Raw genomic sequence first — 19,582 nt, 5'->3', positions numbered from 1 at the left:
TCATGCGCCCTCCCTTCCCCTAAGTGCGCCATCACCAGGGAAGTGAGCGAATCGCACCACTTCTTACAGCTCGCCGGGAATATGTGCATCCACCCAGCGGAGGGTGGCTACGCGCTCTCGTGCCAGATCTTCAGACGGCCCTCTTTCTTCAGCCGCCGCTGCAAGCTGATCGAGTATCCGGCGGTCGCGAGAGTGGCGAGCAGAGCGGCCGGAACCCAATAGAAACCTGCCGCGTCCAGCTGATCCTCGGGGACGCCGGCGATCAGCGCCCCGGCGAACGCTCCGATCACGCCGTAGGCCGCGAGCGCATGCCAGGCGAGCAGGCGGCTGAGCCGAACGGCTCTGGTCACCGTGCGGACGCCGACCATGCCGCAGACCCGCCAGATGACCGCGCACGAAACCCCGACCGTCCAAGCCGCGATGAGCCATCCGCCCGTGGGATTCATCCCCGCCACAGCGGTTGGCACCAGGGCGAACAACAGTGAGAAGGGCAGGCACATCGCCACCGCGCACGCGTACATGCGGATGTTGTCGTCGTCCAGCTCGGCCGCGAAGCTCCGGACGCGAGCACGTCGACGCGATCGGTCGCCTCGCGCGCCGCGGCCACCGCGCACGGCCTTGACCGCCCACCACAGCAGGCCCACCATCGCGACGACGATGATCAGGCCTGGGGTCGAATGGCCGTCCACACGGTGGCCACGAATGCCAAGGAGCGAGGCGACCTGGTCGCCACCGGCGTCCACCAGCCAACTCCAGATGTGCTGAGCAGCCGCCAACGCCGCAAGGGCGACGATCACCAGCAGGCAGCCGGCGACATCCTTGGCCCTGAACTTCTGGTCGTCGTCGGCGACGGTGTCCTCGGGGATCGGTGATGTCCCAGGGTGGAGCAGCAGGTCGGCGATGGTGGCGCGGAGGTCGGCATGGACGGTGACGGGACCGAGGCCATCGGCGGCGGTCAGGGCCGTACGGCACGCCTCGGCATCACCCTGGTATGCATGGATCAACGCCTGGAGCAGCAGAGGGAAAGGATCGCCCGGCTGGTCGACGGCAAGCCGGTCCGCATACGCACGGGCCCAGGGAAAACGGCCTTTTTCGCACCGTTTCAGCACGTGGGCGATGGCATCGGCCGCGTTCGCCGAGTGATCCCACTCATCCTCAACCGTCATGACGGTCCAGGGCAGACGACTCCGGGGCCCGCCCCCGCCAAATCCTTGTGCGGGCCATCGCACCGCGTGGGATGACCATCGTTCCATCATTGCGAATACGAGCGGGTTTCAGGTGGTTCCTGCTCAGGAGGTGGCGGAAGCCATCGTGATGTTTCGCGACAGTGTCATTCTAGAGGAACTTATACCTCTTCTCGACCATCTAGCTGAATTCCGGCGCCCCCTCGAAGATCTTCCGAGCATCCCGAGGCCTCCACTTACGAAGATGGACTACAACAGGTTCTCCCCGGATGTCCGTTATCGCATGAAGCACGCTCTGGCATATGTCAATTACGTGGAGAACTACTACAAGAGCCGACTTGACCCCAATGAACGCGACGAGGTCGCGATGGGCTTCCGCGGACACTACGAGCTGATCGCGCAAACGTGCGATGACTCCGACACCATCCTGTGGCAGCTTGAGAGGCATATCCTTGGCAATGCCTCGCAACAGTCCCCCATGGAACTGAACGCACTCGTTGTCCTGATGTACTTCTTCGGCGAGTGTGAGATCTTCAAAGTGCCACCCGAGAACTGGGTTCCTGAGATCGAGATGGGAGTAGCCAGGTGATCGTACCGACCAAGGGGGTTGCTCCACAGCGTGCGCTGCTGGCTGTGGGAGCTCAGATCGTCATCGCTACGGAGCGACAACCAGTCACCGTAACCCAGGCCTGGCGCCGCCTTCTGACGTGGCGTGACGAGAACAATCATCGTGCCCCTCTGACGTTCTGGTGGTTCGCCCTCGCACTGGACCTGCTGTATGCCATGGGTCTGATCGAGCTTGATCGTGACCTGCTGATCTTCCGGGCTCGTGACGATGTTGCATAGCCTGAGTTCTGATGACCATAGGTTCCGAAAGATCCACTTTGGTCCAGGTCTTAACATTCTCGTGGCCGAGCGTACTAACATCTCGAGCGACACCGACAGCCGAAACGGCTCCGGAAAGTCGAGCATGGTGGAGTTACTCCATTTCCTTCTGGGCGCCCGCAACGAAACCAGGGCACTGTGGGGAAACGAGAAGATCCGCAGACACACTTTCGAGTTGAGTCTCGACTGGCCCGGCCGCGTCAGACCGCTGACAGTACATCGCTCGCCAGCCTTCCCAAAAACTTTGATCATCGATTCGGACGTCACACGGAACGCGCCAGCAACCTTGTTCGAACAGGCGGCCCAAATATCGTTAAAAGACTGGCAACAGGTGATCGAGCGGGATCTCTACGGAGTTAACTCCAAGGGAGGGGAGATCAGCGGCAGAACGCTACTCTCCTTCGCGATACGCCGCGTCAATACCGGCGGTTTCCTTGAGCCGACCAGAACATTTGCTCAGCAATCGCCACACGATGCGATGGTGAACTTGTGCCACATGTTCGGTTTGGATGTTGGTCTCGCCGCCCAGTACCGACTCCTGTCGAATCAGGAATCCACAAGGAAGAAACTCGTCGAGGCAGCCAAAGATCCCGTTTGGGGGAAGATTGTCGGCAAGTCAGCGGAACTTCGAGGCGAGATTGGGGCCGTAGAGCAAAGGATAAGCGAGCTGCAACATCAGATCGCCGACTTTCAAGTCGTTCCCGAGTATGAAAAAATCCGTCGTGAAGCCGATGAGGTCGATCAGGAAATTCGGATGCTTCGATCATCTGAGGCAGTGGAGCGACGTAACCTGCAGGACCTGGAGCAGGCCGTCGACGAGGTCACCGAGCCTGACGATAGATACCTCGAATCGGCCTACAAACAGCTTAACTTGGTTCTTGGTAAGGAAGTACGCCGCCGTTTTGACGATGTGCGCGCCTTTCATGAAACTGTCGTGCGCAATCGCGAACGGCAACTACACGAGGAGATATCCCGGCTGCGGCAACTGTTGGATGACCGCGCTAAAGTGCGTGAACGCCTGGGTGAGCGGCAGGCTGCGCTCTTGCGTACACTAAACTCAGGTGGCGCGCTTGACGCACTCAACTCATTGCAATACGCCCTGGCTCGCGAACAGGCGCATCTTGAGTCCCTACGTCACCGATTTCAAGCCGCCCAAGCACTCGAAGCCAGCCGACGGGAAATCGAGTCGAAACGGCTTGATCTCGAACAGGAAATGGTGACCGATCTTGAGGAGCGCGACTCCATAACTCGTGAGGCCAACGCCCTCTTCAACCAGTACGCCCGGCGTCTGTATGGAGACGGACGAAATCCTTATCTCGCCTTCAGCCCGAGTAAGCAGCGGATGCAGATCGAGCCCAAGATCGAGGATGACGGGAGCAGAGGTATTCACAATATGGTGATCTTCTGTTTCGATCTCACTGCTGCCGTCATTGCCCATCGTGCCGGTCGTGCCCCTGATTTCCTCGTCCACGACAGTCATCTCTATGACGGTGTGGATGAACGCCAGGTGGCACGTGCGCTGCAGCTGGCTGCAGAAGTCACCGAGAGCGAGCAGATGCAGTACGTCGTCACGATGAACTCCGACGATCTAAATAAAGCCGTGTCGATGGGATTCGACGCCGATCCCTACATCATCGAGCCGCATCTGACCGACCAACCCGATGGCGGGCTGTTCGGCTTCCGTTTCTGAGTGGTTCCACTCGCTGACCCTCCTGCCCGTCGACGAAGCCGGGGCGTCCGTTGATCAGATGCTGTCGACGAAGAGGTGGGCCTCTCGCGAGTCCATGCCGGTCTCACCGCGCACCAGATACACCGCCTGCTCCTGGCGGCCGGCGGCCTTGAGCTCGCGTACGCGGGTGGCCAGGTCGGGACCGGCGGTGCGCGGCAGGGCTACGTCGGCAACGGGCCTGAACCGGGCCATGGCGGATCGCCATCCTCCCCAAGGCACTGACCCCGCAGCGGAGGTCCCCACCTGGCGGGAGATCGCCTTCTAGCCGGTCACTGAAACGGCGCCGGACCGGACGTACAACGGGACGACTGGACGTACAACGGGACGGCGGCCCGGTCTTCAGGAGACCGGGCCGCCGTCGGTGTCATGCGCCGGTGGTCAGAGCCATCCGCGCGCGTGCGTAGGAGGGGCGGGCGGCGACGGGGACGCTCGTCGAGACGTCCCCGTGCCGCGATGTCATTACTTCTTCTTGTTCTGGTTCTTGCTCGCGGCGGGTCCCGAGAGCTTGGCGATCACCGTGTCGGTGTCCCTGATGAGGACGTCGCGGATCTCGGCGGTCGGCACGGTCTTCGGGTCGTTGACGAGGGTCTTGAACTTCTCCAGTTCCTTGATGGTCTTGGCGTCGTTGTCCTTCGCCTCCTCCTTGCGGGCCTTGGTGAGCTGCGCCTGGAGCTTGTTGGCGCTGGCCTGGCTGAGCCTGCTGGTCGCGGCGAACCTGTCGATCAGCATGCTCAGGTCCCTGGTGGAGGTGGTGATCCCGAAGGTGACCTTGGTAGTGGTGGCGTTGCCCGCGTAGTCGGTCGCGGTGACCGACAGCGCGTGCGTGCCCAGAGCCAGCTCGTACAGCGCCTGCAGCCTGCCCGAGGAGTAGGCCCCCGAGTCCAGCGTGCCGGTGAGGGTCTTCACCCCCGAGGTGCTGTCCACGGCCTGCCAGGTGATGCGCAGGTCCTGGCTGTCGCCGTAGATCTGGCTGTCGGAGATGCCGGACACCAGGACGGTCGGCTTGGTGCCGTCGATCTTCACCGCGGCGGCCTTCTCGGTCTCCACGTTGCCGGCCTTGTCCTTGGCCCGGTAGGCCAGGGTGTGGCTGCCGTCGCCGGTGATGTTGACCGGCTCGGTGTACGACTTCCAGGCGCCGCCGTCGAGCGAGTACTCGATGCCCGCGAGGCCCGAGCCGCCGTCGGAAGCAGTGAGCGTGACCGGCACGGTGGCTCCGTGCCAGCCGTCGTCGTTCGCCGGGGCGAACTGCGCGGTGGTCAGGGGCGCCGTGGCGTCCTTCTTCACCTGGATGGTGCCGTCGGCGGTGTTGCCGGCCTTGTCGGCGGCCCGGTAGGCCACCGTGTGCACGCCGTCGGCCGCGACGGTCACCGGGTCGGTGTACGGCGCCCACGGGCCACCGTCCACGCTGACCTCGGTGGAGGCCAGCCCAGATCCGCTGTCGGAGGCGGTCACGGTGACCGCCACGCTGGAGACGAACCAGCCGTTGCCGCCGTCGGGCGCCGCCGGGGTGGTCGTCGCCGAGACCTTCGGCGGCGTGGTGTCGGCCGGCTGCCCCCACGAGGCGTGGAAGAAGTCGAACTTAGCCGTCTTGGACGCCGCCGCGTTGACCCCGATGGCGAACACGCCGACCTTGGCGTTGCTCACCGCCGCGTTGACCAGCCCGGAGCCGACCTCGGTCCAGGCCTTGCCGTCGGAGGAGGTGAATCCGTGGTAGGTCGTGCCGGTCTTGGTCAGCCGCAGCCACCACACGCCCTGGGTGAGGCCGGTGGTCTGCGGTTGCGGGTTCTGTACGGCGTCGCCTATCTCACTGCGGAACTCCACCCTGCGCGAGGTGGCACTGTCGGCGAGGTAGTCGAGCTTCACGTAGTTGGCGTCGTCGACGTAGGCGATCAGCCCGCCCTGCTGGTAGGCCTCGTTGAGCGCCGACCCGTCGATCTTCGTCTCCACGCTCCAGTCCCCGGACGGCGGGGTCTGCAGGATGAAGTTCTTCGCTCCGCTGTTGTCGGTGCCGTAGATGTCACCCTTGATGGTGTCGATCTCCAGGTTGCCGCCGGTCACCCGGGTCGCCGCCGCGTCGGGACGGACGATGGTGGACCACCGGCAGGCGTCCAGGGAAGCGCCGTCGAACTCGTCGTCCGGCGTCACCGGGCCCGCGCTGCCGTCCGGCGTGAGCTGGAACCAGTCGAACGCGGCGTCGATGACGGGCCTGTTACCGGTGCTGGCGAAGGACACCAGTCCGATGCGCGGGTTGACGATGCCGGCCACGGCCTTGTCGGTCTGCGGCATCGCCGTCCAGGTCAGCCCGTCGGCCGAGTAGGAGGCGGTGAGGGTCGTGCCGTTGCTGGCCAGCCGGACGTAGACCGTGTTCGGGAACGCGGCCCCAAGGTTGGCGGTGTTGGACGCGGCCACCTCGTTCGGCACGCCCGCCTCTTCCCTGACGAACTGGAAGATGCGAGTGGCCGGGTCGTTGGTGGTACGCCCCTGGATCACCATCTTGGCGTAGTTGTCGTCGTCGCCGTAGAGGATGAGGCCCGCCTGCTGGTAGGCGTCCTTCGCGGCGATCGTCAGCTTCGCCGTGGCCTGCCAGGCCCCGCTGGGCGCGGACTGCAGCACCATGTTGGGGATGGGGGTGTTGCTGGTGCCGTAGATGTCCGCGAGGGCCGTGGGGATGTGCAGGGCACCGTCGGCGACCCGCAGGTCCTGGTTCTCGCCCAGCACGGTCCACCGCGAGCGGTCGAGCGCGACGGCGTCGAAGCCGTCGGACTTGCCGGTGAGGCAGGTGGTGCCGGGACTGTCCACGGTGATGCGGACATGCTCGGTGCGCGAGGCGCCCTTGGCGTCGGTCACGGTGACGGACGCGTCGTAGCTGCCGGGCGCCTGGTAGGTGTAGGAGGCGTCGGGCGTGGTGGGAGCCGGGGCACCGGCCACGCCGAGGTTCCACTTGTAGGTGAGCGGCGTGTCGCCTTCAGGGTCACTGGCCTCGGCGTGCAGGCTGACCTGCAACGGCGCCGAGCCCTTGTCCGGGGTAGCGGTGATGGCGACGGCGGGGCGCTGGTTGTCGGTGACGCCCTTGCCGATGAAGTCGGTCCAGTTGACGTTGAGCAGCCCACCGGTGTTGTCGCTGCCCGCGGACCTGCGGACGACGAAGTACAGCGGTCCGCTGGACGTCGGCGGGTCGGTCAGCGTCAGCCGGAAGTCACTGTAGGTCTGCCAGCCGCCGGTGTTGGTCACCTCGACCTTGCCCACCAACGGCCCGTCGGCCTTGCCCGTGTGGACCTCGATCGTGCCGCCGGTGGAGGCGGAGGCCGCGCGGAAGCTCAGGGCCCCGATCCCCGTCAGGTTGACCGGGTCGTGGCTCCAGTAGTCGCCGTCCTCGATGGAGCCGATGTCGTTGAAGCCGCCCTGCGTGTCGGAGGCGGGCTCCACCTTCACCCCGGGGTCACCGGTGCCGGCGGCGCCGGGGATGCGGCCCGTCTCGGTGAAGAACTCGGCCTGCTTGTGCTTGGGCTGCAGGACCGCCTGGGCCCTGCCGGTCAGCGGCCCCGAGGAGCCCGCGCCGCCCTTGTCGGTGTAGCTGGCCTCAAGCACGTAGAAGACGTTGTCGCCGTCGCTGTGCCCGGAGGACAGGGTGGTCTGCACGGTGCCCGAGCAGCCGGTGTACTGGTCGAGCGGGTGGCCGTGGGTGTCATGTCCCAGGATGGCCTGCACCTTCACGTTCGCGCAGTCGACCGTGCCGTCCTCGGGGTCGGTGACCGTGACGGTGAACTTCACCTGGTCGCCGAACTCGAACAGGCCGCCGTCGGGCGGAAGGTTGATCTTCACGGTCGGCGCCGTGTTGCCGACCACGACCGGGACGTTCGCGGTGGCGGTCTTGCCGCCCTCGTCCTTCACAGTCAGTACGGCCGTGAAGTTGCCCGCCGTGGTGTAGGTGTACGAGGGGTTCGCCTCGGTCGAGTCGACGGTTCCGTTGCCGTCGAAGTCCCAGGCGTACGTGAGCGCGGTCCCGTCGGGGTCGGTCGATCCCGCGCTGGAGAACTGCACGGTCAGCGGCGCCGTACCCGAGGCCTTGTCGGCCTTCGCCTTGGCGACCGGTGCCCGGTTGCCCTGCACGTAGTCGATCCGGTAGACGCCGGAGTCGGTGTTGTCACCGCCGAAGCCGGAGCCCCACTCGATGAGGTACAGGGCGCCGTCGGGACCGTACTTCATGTCCATCGGCTTCTTGAATCGCATCGAGGTCAGCATCGGGTTGATGTCGACCAGCTGCGAGCCGTCGGCGCTGAGCTGGAACGAGTACAGGTGGTCCTGGTTCCACTCGCCGAAGACCGCCTTGCCGTCCCAGTAGGCCGGCCACTTGCGGTCGGACACCAGCGCGGGGTCGAAGCGGTACGCGGGGCCCGCCATCGGCGCGCCGCCGCCGCCCAGCTCGGGGAAGGCGGGGTCGGCCGCGTAGTGGTAGTAGACGGTGGCCGGCAGCGCCTTGGGCAGGTCGGTGAGGCCGGTGTTGTTGGGCGAGTCGTTCTTCGGCGCCGCGCAGTCGAACGCCTGCTTGGGGGTGTTCGTCGCGAAGTCGAAGTCGATGTAGGGCTTGTTGTTGCCCACGCAGTACGGCCAGCCGTAGAACCCGGGCGCGTTGAGGATGTCCCACTCGACCGTGTTCTCCGGGCCGCGCGTGGCGCTGGGGTTGCCCGCGTCCGGTCCGTAGTTGGCGACCAGCAGCTTGTGCGTCTTCGGGTCGATGCCGATCCTGAACGGGTTGCGGAAGCCCATCCCGTAGATCTCCGGGCGGGTCTTCGCCGTGCCCGGCGGGAACAGGTTGCCCGCGGGGACGGTGTACGTCCCGTCAGGCTCGGGGTGGATGCGCAGCACCTTGCCGCGCAGGTCGTTGGTGTTGGCCGCGCTGCCCTGGGCGTCCCAGGCGGTCCGCCCGGAGCGCTCGTCGATCGGGGTGTACCCGTCGGAGGCGAACGGGTTGGTGTTGTCACCGTTGGCCAGCCACAGGTCGCCGGTGGCCTTGTCGAACACCATGCCACCGCCGTGGTGGCAGCACTCGGCCCGCTGTACGGGCACTTCCAGCACGACCTTCTCGCTGGTGAGGTCGAGCGTCAGGTCCGGCTTGATGGTGAAGCGCGAGAGCCGGTCCACGACCTTGGCCTGCGGCGAGTAGTACACGTACGCCCAGCGGTTCGTGGCGAACGCCGGGTCGAGGGCCAGGCCGAGCAGGCCGCTCTCGTTGGCGGTGAAGACGTTCAGGTGGCCAGAGGTGACGACGCCGCCGTCCGGCTTGACCGCCTTCATGTCGCCGAGACGGTCGATGTAGAAGACCGTGTTGTCGGGGGCGACGTCCAGCATCATCGGGTTGGAGGTGTTGTCGTCGAGGGTGACCTTCTCGAACGCCGAGTCCAGGCTCGCCGAGCAGTCGGCCGGCACCACGCCGGCGGCGGTCTGCAGGCCGCCCAGCAGCATCTTCAGGAAGTTCGGCTCGACGTACGAGGCGTCGTCGTGGCCCAGCGCGGTGTACCAGGAGCGACCGCCGTCGTAGTTCTGGCACCAGCTGTTGGGGTGGTCGGCACCCATCGTGCCGCCGCTGTAGCTCTTCTCGTCCAGGGAGGTCAGGACGTGGACGGTACCGCGCGGGTTGGTACGGAAGTCGTACCACTCGTCGCTTCTGGTCCAGCGGTCGGGAAGCCCGGCGGTGGACGGGTGAGCGGGGTCCTCGACCTTGACGACGGCCTGCTGCGGCGTGGGGTGCTGCTTGAAGTACGCACCGACCAGCTTGCCGTAGAAGGGCCAGTCGTACTCGGTGTCAGCGGCCGCGTGCACGCCCGCGTACCCGCCGCCGGCCTCGATGTAGTGCTCGAAGGCGGTCTGCTGAGCGGCGTCCAGGACGTCGCCCGTGGTGGACAGGAAGACCACCACCGCGTACTTGGCCAGGTTCTCCTCGGTGAAGGCGCCGGCGTCCTCGGTGGCGTCGACGGTGAAGTTGTGCTCCTGGCCGAGCTTCTTGATGGCCGCGACGCCCGCGGGGATGGAGCTGTGCCGGAAGGCGGCGGTCTTGGAGAAGACCAGCGCGGCGAACGGCGGATCAGCGGCCGCCGCATTGGGCGCCGCCGCGTTGGGCGCCGCCGCATTAAGCGCCGAGGCTTTGGCGGCCGACGCGTTGGCGGTGGCCGGGACCAGGAGGGTGGAGACGAGCAGAACCAGGGCTGTCAGCAGCCTTCTCATGCCACACCCCGCACGCTGTCGCGGGAGCGCTCGGCATGGATGTGCTCATGGTCAGTGCCGGATGGCATATGGAGATGCGGGTGGGAGATGCGCATTCGTGTTTCCTCGAAGTGGGGGGCAGCGATGAAATGCGAGGAAGATCGCGCCCGGTCGGCGGGCGCTGGGGAGCATGCGTAGGAGCCGGTTCGCGGCTCGTGTGCCCATGGAACACGGGAGCCGGTTCGCGGCTTGAGTACTCGTCCGGGATGGGAGCCGGTTCGCGGCTCGAATACCCGTTCGGGATGGGAGCCGGTTCGCGGCCGGTACGCCGGTCGAGCCCGGCGGTCGGGCTCAGCGGGCCACGGGGATGCGATGGCCGTCGTGGCCACCGAACCTCGGGCACCGACCAGCCAGGATTGGAGGGGGATGGGCATGTCGTCCTGACCTCATGACTAAGTCAGACAAGGCGCGCGCCGCCGCGCTGATTGCCGGGGTGATGCGGGGGGTGTAGCCGGAGGAGTGCCGTCTCCGTCGTACTGATTGCCTGGATGCGCGGGTCGGCCACGCTCGCGACGTCCCCCGAGAGGGTGCCGAAGCCTGGCCGCGAGCGGGGCACCGCCCGGCGCACGGAGGTGTGCCGCCGTTGTCGTTCACGCCGCCACACCGCCTTTTTATTTCTTGTAGATCAATTAACGAGGTTTTAACACAGCTCCTTCGTGCCTGTATAGACCCAAATGACCGAACGGACCGCTCCCACAGCCCTGATGTCACACTCGCGGCGCCGGGGGGCTCTTGGGTAGCGAGCGAGGTTCACCACGTCGGGGCAGGTCGCCGAACGAGTTCGAGGCTGAGCAGGTCGCCGCGCGTCCGAACCGACCAGCGTGACCATCCATCGAGAGCCGGTCGATCCTTACAAGGAGTGTCATCATGACCGTTCTGGTCACCGGAGCCACCGGAACCGTCGGCGGCCACACCGTCCAGCACCTGCTGCGCGCGGGCCAGAAGGTGCGCGCGCTGACCCGCGCTCCGGCCAGGGCCCGCCTGCCGGAAGGCGTGGAGGTCGTCGCCGGCGACCTCACCGACGCGGCCACCCTGACGCGGGCCTTCGACGGCGTCACCGCCGCCCATCTGATCAACTTCGGCAAGGACTACAAGCCGCTGGGCAACGGAGAAGAGATCGTCGACCTGATCCTGCGGGCGGGAGTTCGCAGGGTCACCCTCCTTGGCGGCTGGGAGGAAGGCACCCTGGAGCCCGCCGTCCGGTCCAGCACTCTGGAGTGGACCGCCCTGAAGCCGATCGAGTTCATGGGCAACACGCTGGCCGACTGGGGTGCGCGGCTGCGCGCCGACGGCGTCATCCGCGAGCCGTACGGCGACCGCAAGAGCGCCCCCGTCCATGAGTCCGACATCGGCGCCGTGGCGGCAGTGGCCCTGACCGAGGACGGCCACGCCGGGCAGGCCTACACCATCACCGGACCCGAGGTGCTGACCCCCCGCGACAAGATCCGCATCCTCAGTGAAGCCACCGGCCGGGATCTGAGGTTCGAGGAACTCACACCCGACCAGACCCGGAAGGAATGGGTCGAGGAAGGCACGCCGCCGGACATGTTCCTCTTCAAGGTCTTCGGCGACACCCCCGGGATCGGCCACCGGGAGATGGTCGAGTTCCTTCTCAAGCTCTACGGCACCGACCACGAACTCGGCTCCACCGTAACCAACACCGTAGAGAACCTCACCGGCCACCAGGCCCGCACCTTCACCCAGTGGGCCTCCGAGCATGCGGACGCCTTCCGGGCCTGACAACGGCATCGCCAGCACGAGGGCCCACGTTCGTCGGCATCCGGGAAACGACGGTGCCCCACCACGTACGGGGCCTCGTCGTTCGGTTGCGGGCCGGCGTCAGATTTCTAGGCAGTCAGGGTCAGGACAGCTTCAACCACGCGTTGACTGCCGCGGCGAGCTGACGCGGATTCATCTCCGCGCGCCCTCCTGGAGCTGTCGGCATATGTGGATCTCCCTGCCGGTGACGTAGCACCACGTCCACCGTCTGTGAATCCCCTGGGGAGAGGTGTCACTCACGGGCCGCACATTGACGAAGCCGCGATCGCAGGGTTATGGAATGACAATCGAGAATGCTCGGTCTTCCCATTTGTTCGGCATTCCAGTGATGACAAGGAAAGTGTCCCTTCGGGTGCCGCAGACGGGATCCGGCCACATTGACACACGGATTCCGTACTCGAAGGACGTGTACTGCAAGGTGGCCGACGGAACAAGCTTCGTGACGTCCAGGTCCTTGTCTTCCAGCTCGACGCAGTACTGTCCGACGGCAGGCTTCGTGACTGCTTTGATTCCCTTGGCGCGGTTGATACTCCCGTCGGAGTTGACCACGGCAGCTGCCTGCGCGTACGGGGCCGTCGCCTTGGTAACGGCGGAGATAGCCGCTTCTGCGCCCCCGGTCCACGCGACGCCCGCGACGAGACCGGCCGCCGCGCCCACCAAAACAGACACCCGGACCTTCTTGTTATCGAGCATGCGATTCCCCATTTCGTCCACACCCCTCGACAGCTTTGAGGAAACCACTGAAGTCACGCCAGCATATCCTGCACGTCTCAACGGCCGAGCATGTGTCACCGGTCACGAAGAGGTAAAAGTCTTGATGGGTTTCAGCTTGCAATAAGGCCCAATAGTATCGGCCGGATTCTCGACGAATATGCGAGTCAGGGCAGCGTAAAGGGCCTTTGGCCGCCACCCGGAGAAAACCTTAGGCCGGGGATTCCGCAGTTCATTGACAAACTCGCGCTCCGTACCGGCCTGCCCGTCCGGAACGCTCGGCAGCGGCCTCGGGCGGGGGGTTTCTTCGAGTCCGGCTCGGTATGCGGTGGGAGCTCCGGCTTGAGTCAATAACATGACTGTTTCTCGAACGCCAGTATGATGCCACGGTCCAGACAGACGGTGACTCACCCGGGAAGGGGTGTACGTGGCGCAGAAGGTGATACTCGTCGACGACCTCGACTGCTCCGAGGGCGATGACGTGGCGAGACGGGAGTTCCCGCTGCTGAACCGGACCTTCGCCATCGACCTGTCCGATGCCAACCAGCAACGGCTGAGCGAGGCTCTCACGTTCCTCGAAGAGGTCCTGGAGCGCTCCCGTGAGGTGAAGCAGGCGTCGCGGCCCAAGAAGATCACCGACCCCTCGCCCCGATTGCAGGGTTACACCCTCACCGACGTTCGCGCATGGGCACGCGAGCAAGGTCTGGAGGTAGCCGTCCGGGGCAAGGTCACCGACGAGGTCATCGAGCAGTTCGTCGCCGCCCATCCCGACGCGACCTCCACGCAGTCGGTGCCGGAGGAACAGGCGGGCGGAGACGCACAGGAGGGCACGGAGCCGAACGCCGGCACCTGACCCAGAGGCCGGCCGGGGTGGCGGCCCCTGACTCGGAATCGCCTCCCGACAGGGCGGCCGCCACACCGGGCCGACCGGGCTCCGCATCCCTTCCCGCCACCGTTGACCCGGTGCCCGCCGGTGGCGGACCCCTGAGCGCCCGTCCGCGAAAATCAACCGCCGCGCGGACATGGACGCTGGACCGATTCACACGGTAGAAACATCCCAACAACATCCATCTTCCACGGCTGGACACATGTCCCGTAATGAGAGAGCGCTCTCTCACCTCTGGCCCGTAGGATCCAGTCGCCATCCCCCACCAGACAGGTCGATGACCATTGTGAACGCCCGGCACGCGAGAGCGCTTCCGCATTCATCGAAGCACCCCATTCGCCCGGTCCTCATGCCCGCCACCCCCCCGACGTCTTCTGTTCACGTAGCGCCGCACGCCCAGCGGAAAGGACGAACCGTATGAGCACCCTGCCCCCTGGCAATGGAGGTTCCGCGAGGCGGAGCCCCGGCCGCAGGCAACTCGGACGGGCGTTCGCGCTCGGCCTCGTGCTGACGACCGCCGTCATGACGACGGGAACCATCGCGAACGCCGCCTCACCGGAACCCCGCACCCCGGACTTCGGGTCGAACGTCACCGTCTTCGATCCGAGCATGCCGGTCGGTGACATCCAGGCCACCCTCGACGCGGCGCACGCCGCACAGGTCGACAACGAGATGGGCACCAACCGCCACGCCTACGTGTTCAAGCCGGGCACGTACGGCACCGCGGAGCACCCGCTCCAGATCAAGGTCGGCTACTACACCGAGATCGCCGGCCTGGGCGCCTCCCCCACCGACGTCGTCATCAACGGCAAGGTCGAGGTCTACAACCGCTGCCTGGAGAACGGCGGCACGAGCAACTGCCTCGCGCTCGTCAACTTCTGGCGCACCCTTTCCAACCTGTCGATCAACATCAACGCGGCCGGCCAGGACGGCTGCAGGGCATCGGCGAACTTCTGGGCCGTCTCCCAGGCCGTGTCCATGCGCCGCCTCAACGTCACCGGTGGCGGCCTGTCGCTGATGGACTACTGCACCGCCGGCCCGCAGTACGCCAGCGGCGGCTTCATCGCCGACTCCAAGCTGCCGTCCGTCACGAACGGATCGCAGCAGCAGTGGCTGACCCGCAACAGCGAGGTCGCCGGTTGGTCCAACGGCGTGTGGAACCAGGTCTTCTCGGGTGTCGTCGGTGCTCCGGACGACGCCGCCTTCCCGAACCCGCCGTACACCACGCTCGACACCACTCCGGTGAGCCGCGAGAAGCCGTACCTGTTCCTCGACGCGAAGGGCAAGTACAACGTCCGCGTGCCCGCCGCCCAGAAGAACACTCGTGGCATCACGTGGGCCAATGGCATGACGCCGGGCCGCACGCTGCCCATCTCCGACTTCTTCGTCGCGAAGCCGTCGGACTCGGTGAAGACCATCAACAACGAGCTCGCGCGCGGTAAGAACCTGCTGCTCACGCCGGGCGTGTACGACGTAGCGCGCAACATCGAGGTCAAGCGCGCCGACACGGTGGTTCTGGGCATCGGACACGCCACGCTCACCGCCGTCAACGGCTCGACCCCGCTCGACGTCGCCGACGTCCCCGGCGTGGTCATCGCCGGCGTCACGATCGACGCGGGCCTTGTGAAGTCGCCGGTTCTGCTGCGCGTGGGCAAGAACCACGGCAAGGACGGCCACGGCAGGGACGACGACCACGGCCGGCGTCCGGGTCCGGCGGACAACCCGACGACCCTGTCCGACGTGTACTTCCGCGTCGGTGGACCGCACGTCGGCAAGGCCGACACCGCGCTCGAGGTCAACAGCGACAACGTGATCATCGACCACACCTGGGTGTGGCGCGCCGACCACGGCGTCGAGGGCTTCACCGACACCCAGCGGTGGAACACCAACATCGGCCGCTACGGCGCCGTCATCAACGGTGACCACGTGACCGCGACCGGCCTGTTCGTCGAGCACTTCCAGCGGTACAACACCGTCTGGAACGGCGACGACGGCACGACCATCCTGTACCAGAACGAGCTGCCGTACGACCCGCCGACCCAGGCCGACTGGATGAACGGTTCGGTCGAGGGCTTCGCCGGCTACAAGGTCGGCAACCGCGTGAAGACCCACAACCTCTACGGCGGTGGCGTCTACGTCTTCAACCAGAACAACCCGGCCATCCACACCGAGAACGGCTTCGAGGTCCCCCAGACCCCGGGCGTCAAGCTGCACCACATCATGACGGTCAACCTGAGCGCCGGAATCATCGACCACGTCGTCAACGGCGTAGGCGACCCGGCCGACACGACCAAGGTGGGTTCACCGGTTTACGTCACGCAGTACCCGGCCCCGTAGAACCCCCGCACAACACAACGGCACCATCGCCGTCCAGGTGGGCCGGAGTTTCCCAACTCCGGCCCACCAGCCCGCTGTGAGCCGCATTCGCCTGCGCCGGATCCTGGCAGCCGAGGTGCCCGGCGTGTTGATCGGAACGGCTTCCCGCGCTACTGGCTGTCGGAAGACCACGGTAGCCTGCCGGAGGATCACTGACACGTGGGTGCCCTGCCGCCGCGCCTGCCTCAATGATCGCAACCGGATGGCTCCACGCGCCGGGTCGCTGTGACGCCAATGAGCTGGGGAATCTGGAACGGTGCACATGAAACTGCGGGATCGCCTGCGGTACTGGTTCGACGGCACGATGGATCGCGGGACCCCCGCGCTGATCGGCTGGCTGGGCCTCGCATCCGTCGTGCTCATCGCGCTGGTCACCGCGCTGGTCGTCACCCTCATCCCCGCCGAGGACGTCGAGGTGGACGGCGGCTGGCTCGGCGTCACGTGGATGAGCCTGATGCGGGCCATCGACCCCGGCACCCTGGGCGGCGATACCGGGAGTCCCCTCTTCCTGGCTCTGATGCTCATGGTCACCATCGGCGGCATCTTCATCGTCAGCTCGCTAATCGGTGTGCTGACCGCCGGCCTGGAGAACCGGATCGCCCAGTTGCGCAAGGGCCGGTCCCGCCTCATCGAGCAGGGGCACACGATCGTGCTCGGCTGGTCGGAGCAGGTCTTCACCGTCATCGAGGAGCTCGTCAAGGCGAACCAGGGCCAACGGCGCTCCTGCGTGGTGATCCTCGCCGACCGCGACAAGGTGGACATGGACGACGAGATCCGGGCCCACATCGGCGAGACGGGCCGTACACGGGTGATCTGCCGATCCGGCAGTCCGCTCAAGCGAGCCGACCTGGAACTGGTGAGCCCGGACACGGCGAAGTCGATCATGGTACTGCCACCCCCGGGCCATGACGCCGACATCCACGTGATCAAGGCATTGCTGCTGCTGAACAACCGCACCTGGCGCGGCGCCCGCCCACACGTGGTCACCGCTGTACAGAACTCGGAGAACCTCGCCGCCGCCCGTCTCGCCGGCGGCGAGGCCGCTCTGGTGATCGACGCCGACGACATCGCCGTCCGCCTCGTCGTTCAGTCGCATCGCCAGTCAGGCCTGTCCATGGTCTGCACCGACCTGCTCGACTTCGCCGGCAACGAGATCTACATCCGCCCCGAGCCCGCACTCGCCGGGTCGACCTACGGCCAGGCGCTCAACGCCTACGATCTCGGCGTTCCCATCGGGCTGCGCAGGATCGACGGAGCGGTGGTCGTCAACCCTCCGATGGACACCTCCATCGGTACCAGTGACCACCTGATCGTGCTCGCCGAAGACGACCTGCTCATCCGGCTGGCCGACTCCCCTCCCCTTATCGAGGAGGCGGCGATCACCTCGGTCCCCGACCGGCGTCCGATGCCGGACCGCACCCTGCTGATCGGCTGGAACTCCCGCGCGACGAAGATCATCGACCTGTTGGAACGTCTGGTCGAGCCACACTCGGTCGTGGACATCGCCGCCCCGCGCAGACCCGTCGACGTCCTGCAGACCGCGCGCAAGAACCTGACCATCGGTTACAAGCACTGCGAGCCGACCAGCAGAGCATCACTGGAGACCCTTGACCTGGGCAGCTACAAGCACATCATCGTGCTGGCGGACGACAGCGTCGACTTCGGCCACGCCGACGACCGCACGCTGGTGACCCTGCTCCACCTGCGCGACATCGAGGTGCGGCTCGGCGACCCGTACTCGATCGTCACCGAGATCAACGACGACCGCAACCGGGAGATCTTCCAGGTCACCAAGGCCGACGACTTCATCGTCAGCACCAAGCTGATCAGCCTGCTGCTGACCCAGCTGGCTGAGAACCGCCACCTACAGGGAGTCTTCGCCCAGCTTTTCGACCCCGCCGGATCGGAGATCTTCCTGAGGCCCGCGTCCGACTACGTCAGCCCCGGCGTGGAGGCGAACTTCGCCACCGTCATCGAAGCGGCCAAGCGGCGAGGACAGACGGCCATCGGCTACCGGCTCAAGCGCCACAGCGACCAGCCTCCTTCCTACGGAGTCAGCCTCAATCCATCCAAAACAGAGCCTCTGACCCTCGGCGCGGACGACAACGTCATCGTGCTTACCGAGGAATAGCGACGCGCGGGGTGGATCTGGCTCAGTGGATGAGGTTCAGGCCGGTCAGGTCGGCCGAGAGCGCCCAGAGACGGGATGCTTCACCGCTGTCTGCCGGGCCGCCTTCGGTGATGTGGCAGTCGGCACAGTAGTCACCGCCGTGCGCGTCGAGCTCGGGTGATGTAGCGGCCCAGACCTGGGTCGCCGCGCCTTGCTCGGGTGTCTTGAACAGACCCGGCGCCGGAGTACCGCCAGTATCGATCCAGCCGGCGGCGACCATCTCGTCGACCTCAAGGTGTCGTTGCAGGGGAGTGAGGATCCAGCCGGGGTTCACCGAGAAAGCGTGGACCCCATGCGGTCCGCCGAGCCGATCGAGGTGGCGGGCGAACAGGATGTTCGCGAGCTTGGACTGGGCGTAGGCGGCCCACTTGTCGTAGCCGCGGGCAAACTGTACGTCTTCCCAGCGGATACGCGAGTCCGGGTCGCACCCGGAGGAGACCGAGACGACACGGGCCCTACCGGTTGCCTTGAGGGCGGGCCACAGCAGGTTCGTCAGCGCGTAGTGGCCGAGGTGGTTGGTGGCGAACTGCGCCTCCCAGCCGGGCCCCACCCGCGTTTCGGGGCAGGCCATGATCCCGGCGTTGGCGATCAGAATGTCGAGGGTGGCGTGGCTGCGCCGGAACCGTTCGGCGAACGCGCGGACGGAGGCGAGGTCGGCGAGATCGAGCCGGTCGACCTCGACCCTTTCCACGCCGGCGAGTGCCTGCTGCGCCTGCTCGGGGCGACGTGCCGGGACGACGACCTAATTCCGGGCCTCCGGCATGCCGCTGGCGGCGATCAGCCGGCTCGCCCAGCTCGTCCGTGAGGGCACCGGCAACGAGGCGGGACGGCTCGAGCTGCTACGCGTGCACCAGCGCCGCATCGCCGAGCGACTCGCGCAGCTGCACGACTGTCTCGACCTCATCAACACCAAGGTGGCCGGCTACGAACGACACCTCGCCGCCGGTGCTTCCGGAGATCCCTGGCAACAGCAGCCGCAGCGCACGCACAACGGGGTCAGCACGTCGGCCTGACCCTGGGCGTGCCACAACGTCCGTGAACTCGACCGATCAACGGCGGTGAAACAGCTCCAGGAAACGACGGGCGCAGGGAGAGCGGTGGGGCTCTTCAGCCCATTGCTCGGCCCAGCGAGCGTGACGGCCTACGATTCGTGCATGGTGCAGAGCAAGGCGCGAGACGCGGCGGATCCTGCGCAAGGGTGGGGTGAGCTGGCAGACCACCACCACCTGGAAGGCCTCCACCGACCCCGGCTTCATCGCCAAGATGCAGCGCGTGCTGGAGTTATACGATCGCCCGCCCGCCGATGGGCGGGTGATCTGCGTTGATGAGTTCGGGCCGCTGAATCTGATGCCGCGCAAGGGCAAGCGGTGGCGGCCGGTGGGTTCGCCGGCTCGGCTTCGCGCGACCTACAACCGCTACCACGGCGTGATGCAGATGATCGCCGCCTTGGATCTGGCCACCGGCAAGCTGTACTACCGGATCCGCAAGCGCAAGCGGTGGCGCGAGTTCTTGTCCTTCCTGAAGACCCTGCGCACCCGCTGGCCCGGCGAGAAGTTGTACGTGATCGCCGACAACTACTCGCCGCACAAGCATCCCCAGGT

Annotated in this window: 13 protein-coding genes and 1 pseudogene; 9 read left to right on the top strand and 5 right to left on the bottom strand. The window is 66.1% G+C overall.

From position 1 onward, the window contains the following. Positions 1–107 precede the first annotated feature (107 nt). The gene (locus tag AB0O34_RS13145; RefSeq protein WP_363915563.1) at positions 108–1,229 is read right to left on the bottom strand and encodes a hypothetical protein; all 1,122 of its coding nucleotides are present in this window, start codon (positions 1,227–1,229) and stop codon (positions 108–110) included. 67 nt (positions 1,230–1,296) lie between these two features. Here AB0O34_RS13145 and AB0O34_RS13140 point away from each other — a divergent pair, with 67 nt between their 5' ends. The 3 genes from AB0O34_RS13140 to AB0O34_RS13130 all read left to right on the top strand — a co-directional run bounded on the left by AB0O34_RS13140 (position 1,297) and on the right by AB0O34_RS13130 (position 3,759). Beyond that, the gene (locus AB0O34_RS13140) at positions 1,297–1,773 is read left to right on the top strand and encodes an ABC-three component system protein (protein WP_363915562.1); all 477 of its coding nucleotides are present in this window, start codon (positions 1,297–1,299) and stop codon (positions 1,771–1,773) included. Next, entirely contained in the window at positions 1,770–2,030 is a 261-nt protein-coding gene (locus AB0O34_RS13135) for an ABC-three component system middle component 6 (protein WP_363915561.1), read from the top strand. Before AB0O34_RS13140 ends, AB0O34_RS13135 begins: the two co-directional genes overlap by 4 nt. A gap of 61 nt (positions 2,031–2,091) precedes the next feature. After that, a complete protein-coding gene (locus AB0O34_RS13130; protein WP_363915560.1) occupies positions 2,092–3,759 on the top strand; it encodes an ABC-three component system protein in 1,668 nt (555 codons plus the stop codon). Positions 3,760–3,813: 54 nt separating this feature from the next. Here AB0O34_RS13130 and AB0O34_RS13125 read toward each other — a convergent pair whose 3' ends face one another. Then, complete coding sequence (locus tag AB0O34_RS13125) at positions 3,814–3,990, bottom strand: hypothetical protein (RefSeq protein WP_363915559.1); 177 nt, start codon at positions 3,988–3,990, stop codon at positions 3,814–3,816. A 267-nt stretch (positions 3,991–4,257) separates the two neighbouring features. After that, positions 4,258–10,020 carry a ThuA domain-containing protein gene (locus AB0O34_RS13120; protein ID WP_363915558.1) on the bottom strand — a complete coding sequence of 1,921 codons (5,763 nt, stop codon included), beginning with the start codon at positions 10,018–10,020 and terminating at the stop codon, positions 4,258–4,260. A gap of 906 nt (positions 10,021–10,926) precedes the next feature. Between AB0O34_RS13120 and AB0O34_RS13115 the strand changes: the two genes are divergently transcribed. Next, positions 10,927–11,799, top strand: coding sequence for an NmrA family NAD(P)-binding protein (locus AB0O34_RS13115; RefSeq protein ID WP_363915557.1), 873 nt, complete (start codon positions 10,927–10,929; stop codon positions 11,797–11,799). 312 nt (positions 11,800–12,111) lie between these two features. On the opposite strand, the gene AB0O34_RS13110 is transcribed toward AB0O34_RS13115, so the two are convergent. Beyond that, complete coding sequence (locus AB0O34_RS13110) at positions 12,112–12,531, bottom strand: hypothetical protein (protein WP_363915556.1); 420 nt, start codon at positions 12,529–12,531, stop codon at positions 12,112–12,114. A 445-nt stretch (positions 12,532–12,976) separates the two neighbouring features. Between AB0O34_RS13110 and AB0O34_RS13105 the strand changes: the two genes are divergently transcribed. The 3 genes from AB0O34_RS13105 to AB0O34_RS13095 all read left to right on the top strand — a co-directional run bounded on the left by AB0O34_RS13105 (position 12,977) and on the right by AB0O34_RS13095 (position 17,942). Then, positions 12,977–13,402: an Lsr2 family protein gene (locus tag AB0O34_RS13105; protein ID WP_363915555.1), complete on the top strand. Its 426-nt coding sequence runs from the start codon at positions 12,977–12,979 to the stop codon at positions 13,400–13,402. Between the two features lie 450 nt (positions 13,403–13,852). Continuing rightward, complete coding sequence (locus AB0O34_RS13100) at positions 13,853–15,772, top strand: adenylyl cyclase (RefSeq protein WP_363915554.1); 1,920 nt, start codon at positions 13,853–13,855, stop codon at positions 15,770–15,772. A gap of 301 nt (positions 15,773–16,073) precedes the next feature. Beyond that, positions 16,074–17,942 carry a potassium transporter TrkA gene (locus tag AB0O34_RS13095; protein ID WP_363915553.1) on the top strand — a complete coding sequence of 623 codons (1,869 nt, stop codon included), beginning with the start codon at positions 16,074–16,076 and terminating at the stop codon, positions 17,940–17,942. A gap of 22 nt (positions 17,943–17,964) precedes the next feature. On the opposite strand, the pseudogene AB0O34_RS13090 reads toward AB0O34_RS13095, so the two are convergent. Continuing rightward, positions 17,965–18,708, bottom strand: a pseudogene (locus tag AB0O34_RS13090) (SDR family NAD(P)-dependent oxidoreductase); the annotation flags it as partial. A 34-nt stretch (positions 18,709–18,742) separates the two neighbouring features. On the opposite strand from AB0O34_RS13090, the gene AB0O34_RS13085 reads away from it, so the two are divergent. After that, complete coding sequence (locus tag AB0O34_RS13085; protein ID WP_363915552.1) at positions 18,743–18,994, top strand: hypothetical protein; 252 nt, start codon at positions 18,743–18,745, stop codon at positions 18,992–18,994. Positions 18,995–19,184: 190 nt separating this feature from the next. Beyond that, the coding region (locus AB0O34_RS13080) for a transposase (protein WP_363915551.1) at positions 19,185–19,582 on the top strand (398 nt) is incomplete at its 3' end.

The sequence above is a fragment of the Sphaerisporangium sp. NPDC088356 genome (genome assembly GCF_040685555.1).
Classification (GTDB): Bacteria; Actinomycetota; Actinomycetes; order Streptosporangiales; family Streptosporangiaceae; genus Sphaerisporangium.
This window is presented reverse-complemented; position numbering and strand designations above follow the sequence as displayed.